This is a genomic window from Micromonospora sp. RV43, assembly GCF_001029515.1.
GTDB lineage: Bacteria > Actinomycetota > Actinomycetes > Mycobacteriales > Micromonosporaceae > Micromonospora > Micromonospora aurantiaca.
This window is the reverse complement of record NZ_LEKG01000241.1, coordinates 1-8,221: the sequence shown is the minus strand read 5'-3', so window position 1 is coordinate 8,221 and position 8,221 is coordinate 1. Positions and strand designations below refer to the sequence as shown.

The 8,221-nt window shown below is 72.0% G+C and carries 4 protein-coding genes; all 4 read right to left on the bottom strand.

The genetic code is table 11. The annotated features are described in order from the left end of the window. Positions 1 to 284 precede the first annotated feature (284 nt). The 4 genes from ABD52_RS34490 to ABD52_RS34475 are packed head-to-tail and all read right to left on the bottom strand — an operon-like array spanning position 285 to position 7,776. Positions 285 to 1,850: a phospholipase D-like domain-containing protein gene (locus ABD52_RS34490; protein WP_047894497.1), complete on the bottom strand. Its 1,566-nt coding sequence runs from the start codon at positions 1,848 to 1,850 to the stop codon at positions 285 to 287. Next, on the bottom strand, positions 1,843 to 3,021 hold the full coding sequence (locus tag ABD52_RS34485) for a hypothetical protein (RefSeq protein WP_047894496.1): 1,179 nt from the start codon (positions 3,019 to 3,021) through the stop codon (positions 1,843 to 1,845). Before ABD52_RS34485 ends, ABD52_RS34490 begins: the two co-directional genes overlap by 8 nt. A gap of 37 nt (positions 3,022 to 3,058) precedes the next feature. Next, the gene (locus tag ABD52_RS34480) at positions 3,059 to 6,319 is read right to left on the bottom strand and encodes an AAA domain-containing protein (protein WP_047894495.1); all 3,261 of its coding nucleotides are present in this window, start codon (positions 6,317 to 6,319) and stop codon (positions 3,059 to 3,061) included. A gap of 11 nt (positions 6,320 to 6,330) precedes the next feature. Further along, positions 6,331 to 7,776: a TIGR02710 family CRISPR-associated CARF protein gene (locus ABD52_RS34475; RefSeq protein ID WP_047894494.1), complete on the bottom strand. Its 1,446-nt coding sequence runs from the start codon at positions 7,774 to 7,776 to the stop codon at positions 6,331 to 6,333. Between the last annotated feature and the right edge of the window lie 445 nt (positions 7,777 to 8,221).

Genomic DNA, 8,221 nt, shown 5'->3' with positions numbered 1-8,221 from the left:
GGTTTACGCTGTGGCACGCGGCCACCGCCAGATCTGAAGTCATGTCCACAGCAGACAGACGATCACGCGGTGGCCGCACCTCGTCTACCCGGCCCCACCAGCGACATCTCAAACGGCGGCTGCCGTATTAGCGAGACAGGCCCGGTGAGCCTGCTGGCGTTGGGCATCGACGGCCGGAACGACGTGTCACCGGGGCCGCGGACCGTGCGGTCGCTCGGGTGGCGGTGCGCTGCTGACCGGCGCCGCCGCTGGTGCAGCGACCGGACCGCAGACATCCGAGCGGCTCAACGCAGCCGGGTCAGCAGCGCTGGGCAGCAACCCCGCTTCTTCCGCGCGGTGCCGGAGCCGGGGCGTTCGGCGTACCAGTCCCGCATCCGGGTGACGGCATCGGGTCGGCTCCCCGCCACTGTGAGCCGGAACCGCGCCGATCGGCCCGGGCGGAGCGTGGCGACGACATCCCCGACGTACAGCCGGAGATCCTGCTCTTCTTCCCAGAGCACCGGGCCGGTGGTCGCCGCGTCCACCAGCCGTCGCCAGTCGGCCTCGGCTGCCGACACCGTCAGGCGGGCACCGTGCGGCCAACGGCGCCGCCACCGGGCGCCGAGGGCGCGGTCGAGTTCGTGTTGTGTGGGCGCCGGCACGAAGGTCAGGTCGGCGTGGTCCATGGCATGCCGGAAGTATCGCCGCGCCTCGGCCAGCGCGGGCCGGCCGTCGAGCCGGGCGCCGACCTCGACGCCGGAGAACATGCCGTGCACCGCGTCGAAGTTCGCCGAGAAGAGCGCCCCGTACCGGCCGTCGGCGATCACGCCCTTGGCGTGCGTGTCCGAGTCGCCGTGGATCGTCACGCCGAGCTCGGCCAGTGCCCCGGTGTCGGCCCGGTGCTCCGGAACGTTGTTGCGGGCCCGGACCAGCAGCCGTACGTCGAGGTCGTGCGCGGCCATCGCCCGGCGCAGCGGATCGAGCAGCAGCTCGGGCCGGTCCCGGATGCCGACCAGGCTGAAGGTGGCGAGCAGCAGTTCCCGTCGGGCCCGACCGATCACGTCGTGCAGGGCGGCGAGGATGCCCCGTTCCCGGTGCGACCCGTCCGCGTCGTCACCGTCGTACGTCCAGATCACGCCCGGCCCGCCGGCCGGCGGTGGCACGGTGACCGGGCTCGGTGCCGGAGTTCGCCGGTGCAGCGCGTACTCCGTACCGGGCAGGGCGGCCCAGGTGCAGCCGGCGAACCAGAGCCGGGTGAAGAACCGGGACAGCCGGTCCACCTCCGCCGGGTCGCCGACCAGCACCCCGTTTTCACCGGTGGCCCGTTTCCGCTCGGTGTCGGCCAGGGCGCTGGTCTCCAGGTTGGCGCTGGAGACCAGCGCCACGCTGTCATCGACGACCAGGAACTTGGCGTGGCAGCCCTCGTGTCCGCGCAGCGCGATCCCACGCCGGGTCAGCTCGTCGAACCGCTTCTTCTGGGTCTGCACGTCGACGTCGTCGATGTCCTCCAGGCTGGACAGGTCGCGCTTCAGCGACTGCTCGGTCCACGAGGTCACGACGTACACCCCGCCCCGGAGCCGGTCCACGGCGGCGAAGAGCGCGTCCAGCAGATCCCGGTCGCCGATCCGGAAGCTGGCCAGAAAAATCTTGTTCTGGGCGCCCTGGATCAGCTCGATCGCCGCCTGACGGATCGACGTGACCGACCCGCGGTAGGTGAACCGGTGCCGGTACGCCCGATCGGTGTCGGGCGCGCCCAGGAACGGCTTCCGGGGTGCGTCCCGGAGCAGGAAGTATCCTTCGGGCGCGGTCACCGCCCCCAGGTCCAGCTCATCGAGCATCACGTCGGTTCCGGGGTCACCGTGGTCAGACATACCGGAAGTCCTCCGTCTCCCGCAGCGCATACACCAGACCGGGGAATCCCAAACGCCAGGCACGGTCGCGTAGCTCGGAACTCCGGGGCAGGGCCGTGATGTCGGCTCCCGGCTCGGCGGCGGCGGTGAGGCGCCGGTCCACCTCGATCAGCGCCTCCGCGGTCGGGTCGGCGCCGACCAGGTCGATCGCCACCTCGATGACGGCGTCGTCGTCCCGGGCGGCCAGCCCAAGTGGCAGCGCCAGGTTGCGGCCCTGCTCGGTGAGGCGGCGGGCGATCGGTCCGGAGATCGAGCAGCGCCAGCGGCAGGGGCCGGATCGCTCCATCCGTAACGCGATCCGCTTCGTCCAGCCCAGCAGCCCGTCCCAGGCCCGGGCCCGGATGGCCGGGTCGTGGAGCGCGTCGAGCAGCCCGAGCCAATGCTCGGCGAGCCCTGCTGCTCCCGGCAGTTCGAGGCTCACCGGGTCGCGCTTGGCGGTCCCGGGCAGGATGAGGACCGGCCGGTGGCGGTCGCCGTCGGCGCGCAGCTCGCCCCGACACCGGTACACCGGGCACCAGCCATTCGTGCTGATCACCGGTGACTCGACGGCGGACTCAGGCACGCCGGTGGTTTCCTGGTCCACCCCGGCGAGTGTGCCGGCGCCGAGCCGGGCGCGCAGTTCGTCGGCGAGCGTGCTGGTGGCCAGCCGGGGTGGCACCGGGGCGTGCCCGGCCGATTGGAGGCGGAGCTGCTCGACCTCACGCAGGCCCGACGAGCGGGGGTCGAGCGCGAGCAGGTCGCCGGTACGCGGCAACAGCACGACGTCCAAGGCGATCGGTCGTTTCCGGTAGACCGTCTGGGTTCGGGCGGCCCGCTCGGCGCCGGGCGACAGGGGCCGATACCCGTAGTCGTCCCGCGTCAGTGCCCCGGCGGCGACCAGCCGGCGCGCCGCCACCGGCAGCAGTGTCGCCCCGGGCAGGTCGGTGATCTCGAAGAACTCGTCCGGCTCGGCCAGACCGGTGGTCATCGCCAGTTCCAGCACGAATCGTTCCAGCGGTGTCATCCGCACCTGCGCGGCCCGGTCGAACGGCACCCCACGCCACCAGTACAGCGGCACCAGCACCTCGGGTAGCACGGCGACGGTCCCCGGCTCCGGCTCAGTGGGGGGATCGGCCGGCACAAATTCGATCATGCGACGTCCACCGCGTTCGTCCGCTGCCCTGACACGCTCACCCGAGCCCCTTCGCAATCTCCATTTCGGGCCGCTCGTCGAGCAGCCCGAACAGGTTGCGGTAGAACTCCTCCGCCGCCGGTACGCCGTTCAGCCGGCGTAGCGTCGGGACGTGCCCCACCAGCACCAGTCCCCGGCGGGCCCGAGTGCAGGCGACGTTGAGCCGGCGGATGTCCTGCAACCACCGGCCGTACCGGACCGACGGGGTGCCCCGGCCGACGGACGCCCGGCAGAACGACAGGAAGACGAGGTCGCTCTCCTGCCCCTGGATCTTGTCGATCGCGTCGACCACCTGGAAGTCGAGACTCCGGAAGTCGTCGAATGCCGGGCCGCCGAGCCGACCTCTGATCTCGGTGGCCTGCCGTCGATAGAACGTCAGTACGCTGACCGTCACCCGCTCGCCGCCCGACCGCCGCAGCCGCTCCTCCCACGAGCGGCACATCCGGACGACGAGGTCCGCCTCCAGTTCGTTGACGAAGCCGCTGCCGACGGTGCGTTCCTTCGCCCGGCCGCCGTAGACCGAGGTGTCCACAAGCACCACCGGGGTGTTGGTGCCGCCGTACCGCAGCGGGGTCACGTCCGGCCGGTCCGGTGTGAGGTAGTCGCCGCCGTAGACCGGGGCGGAGACCAGCGCGGCGATCGGCTCGATCATCCGGCGCTGCACCCGCAGTCGTTGCCGCAGCGCCGGCGGCACACCCGCGACCGAGACCTCGAAGAGACTTCGCACCAGGTGGCCGCGCATCGCCGTCAGCAGCGTACGTTCGGCATCCGCGCCACCCTCGCCCAGCCGGCGCCACGCGGCCTCGAAGCTGCGCCGGTACCGTTCCCGCCAACTGCCCGAATCCCGCAGCCGCTCCGCGGCCGCCAGCACCGCTTCGGCGCGGAACTGGTGCAGTTCCTCGTCCTCGGTCCAGATCGCGGCCAGGTGCTCGACCGCGGCCCGCAGGTCCGCGGCGGCGCCACGTTCCGCCAGATGCAACGCGGCGAGCGCATGCAAGTGGTGCTCGTCGGCCGGCTCCACGTACGGCGGGAGCTGGTGCTCGTCGCCGACCAGCACCCAGCGGCGGGCCCGGACCGCCCCGATCAGGAACTCGCTGTCCACGACCCGGCTCGCCTCGTCCACAATCAGCGTGTCGAAGTCGGCGTCGCCGAGATCCCGGTTCACGCCGGTGGTGGTGCAGCAGATGAGGTTCGCCGACCGGCGCAGGTCGGCGTCGACCTGGTCGACCAACGACTCCGGGGTGCCCTCGGCCAGCCCGGAGAGCTCGAACCAGCGCCGTTCCAGGTGGATGCGCCGCTCGCGCCGGGTCAGCTCGGCGGCGAGCCGGTCTCGCCAGCGCCGTACCTCCGCTTCGGGTCGGCCGGTGGGATCGTGCTCGGTCAGCGTCCGTACCCGGTCTGCGGCGTGCTCGGCGTCGGCCCGCGCCGCCTGGGCCTCGGCCCGGCGGCGGCGCACCTCCGCACCGTGGTCCCGCTCCCCGCTGACGTGCCACGCCTCCAGCTCGGCGGTCCAGGTCCGGGCCGCCGCCCGGCGCTCGGTCCAGGACCGCTTGTTGTCGTCGAGCCGACGGCGCTCGGCCTCGCTGGCCCGATACGTCTGGTCGAGCCGGGCCACCTCGTCCGGCGAGTCGAAGGCCGCCCGGATCCGGGACCACAGCCGTCGGCTCAGCGGCACCGCCGCGAGCTGGGCACGGAGCATCTCGGTCCGCTGTGCCACCGGGGGAAGCGCTGTCGCCAGCCAGTCCAGCGCCCGGATCGCCTCGGCCTCTCCGGCCCGGCTGGCGGACAGGTCGGCCGCCAGCCGATCCCGCCAGGCGCCGCGTTCCCGCTCCGCCGACCGCAGGCGCTCGGCGGCCGACCGCCACCGGGCGTCGGCGGCCAGGAACGCGTCCGCCGCGTCGCCCTCCTCCCGCAGGCGGTCGGCCTCGGCCCGCCAGCGCCTGGCCTGCGAGGTGGCCGGTCGACGTGCCTGCCGCAGGTACGTCCGGCTGACCTCCTTGGGCAGGTACCGGCGGAGTTCCCGGGCGACCCGGGATTCGTCCCAGGAGATCCGCAGCGCCAGGACGCCCGGCTGATCGGCGAGGCGGCGCAGCACCTCGTCGACGGCCACGTGCATCGGGGCGACCAGCAGCACCCGCTCACCGCGGGCGACGAGCTGGCGGACCACCTCGGTGATCACCGTGGTCTTGCCGGTGCCGGGCGGCCCCTGCACGTGGTAGACGTGCGGCGTACGGACGGCGCCGTCCACCGCCGCCCGTTGCTCCCGGTTGAGCCGGTCGTCGAAGTACGTCGGCAGCGGTGGAAACGTGACCGCCGGCAGCCGCGCCGGCGCGGTGAGCAGCAGCGCCAGATGTTCCCAGTCGCCCTCGACCTGCTCGTCGAGGAACCGGCCCAGCGCCTTGCTGTGTCTGCCAAGCGCGAAGCGGCCCTGCTGCTCCAGCCGCACCTGGGTCCACGGCGCGATCGGCGTGGGGGGCGCGGCCAGGGCGAGCACCGGGTCGTCACCGTCGAGATCGGCCGAGAGCAGTCGCAGCTCCGCCGTCACCTCCGGGCCGGACACCGCCACCGTACGTCCCTCGTTGAAGGCAACTTGCCGGTCGAGCCGGAGCCAGAGCACCGGCTGGTTCGCCAACCGGCCCTCGCCGGCCACGATGCCGGTGCCGCGTACCGCGCCCTCATGCGTGCTGCGCTGCTCCAGCAACTCGATCATGTGGAGCAGTGGCTGGTAGCGGCGGCGGACCCGGGCGTGCAGGTCGCCGCGGGGCCGGGGCGCCGGTGCCCTCCGGTGCAGCTCACGGCTGGCCGAGTCACGCAGCGCCCGTCGGCGTTGGACGATCCGCAGCCCTTCGGCGAACGTCTCCAGCAGTTCCGGGAGGTTGCCGTACTCCTCCTCCCAGACCGGCCTCAGGCGGACCTGTCGGGGCCGGACGGTCTCGGTGCGCCCCAGCCCACGCGCCGGCCTCACCGACGTGACGTACGCCTGCGGCACGCCACTGTCCCGGGCACTGCGGGACTGGGCGAAGACCTGGAACCGGGTGCCGGTGAGCACATAGTACGAACCGTCCCTCCCGGTCCGTTCCTCGACCAGCAACCCTTCGGCGAGGTCCGCCCGGATCTCATCCAGGGCATGGTCGGCGAGCCAGCCGGCCCGCTGCGGGTACGACAGGCACACCTCGGTCCGCTCCGCCTCGCTCGCCGCGAACAGTTCGGGTTCGGCCGCCTCGCAGTACTCGTCCACCCAGGACCGCGGCAGACGCATGCCGGCAGCCGTCACCGGTCGTCGCAGAGGAAGCGGAGTCCGACGCAGAGTTCGTCGATGTCGTTCCCGTCCCCGTGTAGCGCCCAGTACGCCGTGAGCAGCCCGGACGCCTCCGCCCGCAGTGACTCGGTGTGCTCGGCCGCGATCGGCGCGGTGCCGTGGGCCAGCACCGACTTGTTCCGGGCCCAGGTCCGTTCGCGCAGCTCGCGCAGCCGCTCCGGGTCGACCAGCCCGGCGCGCCGGGCGAGTTCGTCGTCGAGCGAGGCCAGCAGGATGGCGGCGGCGAACAGGGTCAGCTTGTTGGGTGGTCCCGAGGGCGCGGGTGGGGTCAGCGAGCGGGACACCTCGGTGTAGCGGGCCCGGACGGCGGCGGGGTCGCCGAGGCGCGACCAGTCGCAGTCGTCCGGGTCGAACCCCGGCCGGCGTTGCCGCAGCCGGGCGGTCAGACACGCCTCGACGGTGCGGTAGAACAGCAACGCCGCGAAGTCGTGCCTGCCGAGCTGCTGGTAGTGCAGCCCGAGCACATAGAAACAGACCACGAAGGCGGTGGCCTCGCCGGCCGCCAACCGGCGGGCGAAGGAGAGCTGCCGGTCGATCGTCGCCGCGGTTTCCGACCGAAGATGGCGGCGGCCCTGCCGAAGGCTCTGCTCGACCCCGGTCACCGCCGCCGGCAGGGCGACCAGGTCCAGGTCGCACCAGGTCCGGTACAGCTCGGCCAGGGCGCGCATCAGCCGGGCACGGCCGGGCACCGCGATGCGTTCGGCGATCTCGTCGTAGCGGCGGCGGGCCGCCTCGAACGCACCGGACCGGAACATCTCCAGCGCCCGGGCGAGTTCCTGCTCGCCGAAGAGCGTGGTCGGATTGTCCAGTGAGATGAGCCGGACCTCGCCGTGCCGCAGCTGCCGGGTCACCTGGTCGAACTGGTTCTCGACGTAGGTCAGCCCCAGATTGAGCTGCCAGGCGGCTAACGCAGCGGCGGCGCTCATCACCTTCCGGCCGCCGGTTATGTCGATGACCGCGTGCCGCCCGTCTCGCCCGGCCAGTTCCCGGGCTATCTGCTGGTACATGTCGAGCGGGTCGCTGGCGTCCACCGGCAGGTGCCGGAAGTCTTGATGCCGCAGCAGGCCCGGGCCGATCAGCCGCTGGCCGATCAGGTCCACACTGTCCGGTGCGTCGCGCGAGGTGATCACGACGAGCCGGCTCGGACGCAGCAACTCGTAGGTGAGCATCGTCGGGATGGCCGCGAAGCCGCAGAGGCTGATCAGCACGTCGATCTTGCGATAGGGCAGGTCGCTGGCGGCCCGCGCCCGGGCGACCGACTCGGCGAGAAGATGGTCGAGGTAGTAGGCGGTCGCCTGGAGCGCGGGGCTGCCTTCGGAATACCGCCGCTCGCCGCGTTCGATGCGGCGCATCGTCTCGACTCGTTCGGCGAAGGAACCCGCTTCGTCTGACGGCATGCCTGAATTTATCGAAAGGAGTCGCTCACCATGTGACCCGAATCGCGACGGTGGTGCCGACGCGGGTGCGTCGGCAGGGTCCGACTCGGCCTCCACCATCGCCGCAGCTAACTGACCGGGCCGGTGAGGAATGATCGATCAAGGGCTGTCCCCATGATCAGCCGGGATCATGCCACCGCCCGCAGCTGACACAGCGTGTCCAGGTTCCCCTGCCGCCCTTCGCGCCCCTCCCATCGAGATGCCAACCAATCGTCTTCTTTGAGCGGGCGCCAGCAAAACGAACGCTGGAACTATTCCAGCATTCGCCGGGGAAATTTGTAAGAGCGTGTTTGAGAAGGTCTGTTGTGGACGGCGTGGTGGCATGACTTCCACCGGCGAGACGGGCAGGGTGGCGCGGTGTCTGCACGCCGTGGCTACCCCTCCGACCTGACCGATGCCCAGTGGG

Bases quoted from the DNA above. Each gene is read 5' to 3' on its own strand.
- ABD52_RS34485 (WP_047894496.1), bottom strand. From the start codon at position 3,021: ATGATCGAATTTGTGCCGGCCGATCCCCCCACTGAGCCGGAGCCGGGG.
- ABD52_RS34475 (WP_047894494.1), bottom strand. From the start codon at position 7,776: ATGCCGTCAGACGAAGCGGGTTCCTTCGCCGAACGAGTCGAGACGATG.
- ABD52_RS34480 (WP_047894495.1), bottom strand. From the start codon at position 6,319: ATGCGTCTGCCGCGGTCCTGGGTGGACGAGTACTGCGAGGCGGCCGAA.
- ABD52_RS34490 (WP_047894497.1), bottom strand. From the start codon at position 1,850: ATGTCTGACCACGGTGACCCCGGAACCGACGTGATGCTCGATGAGCTG.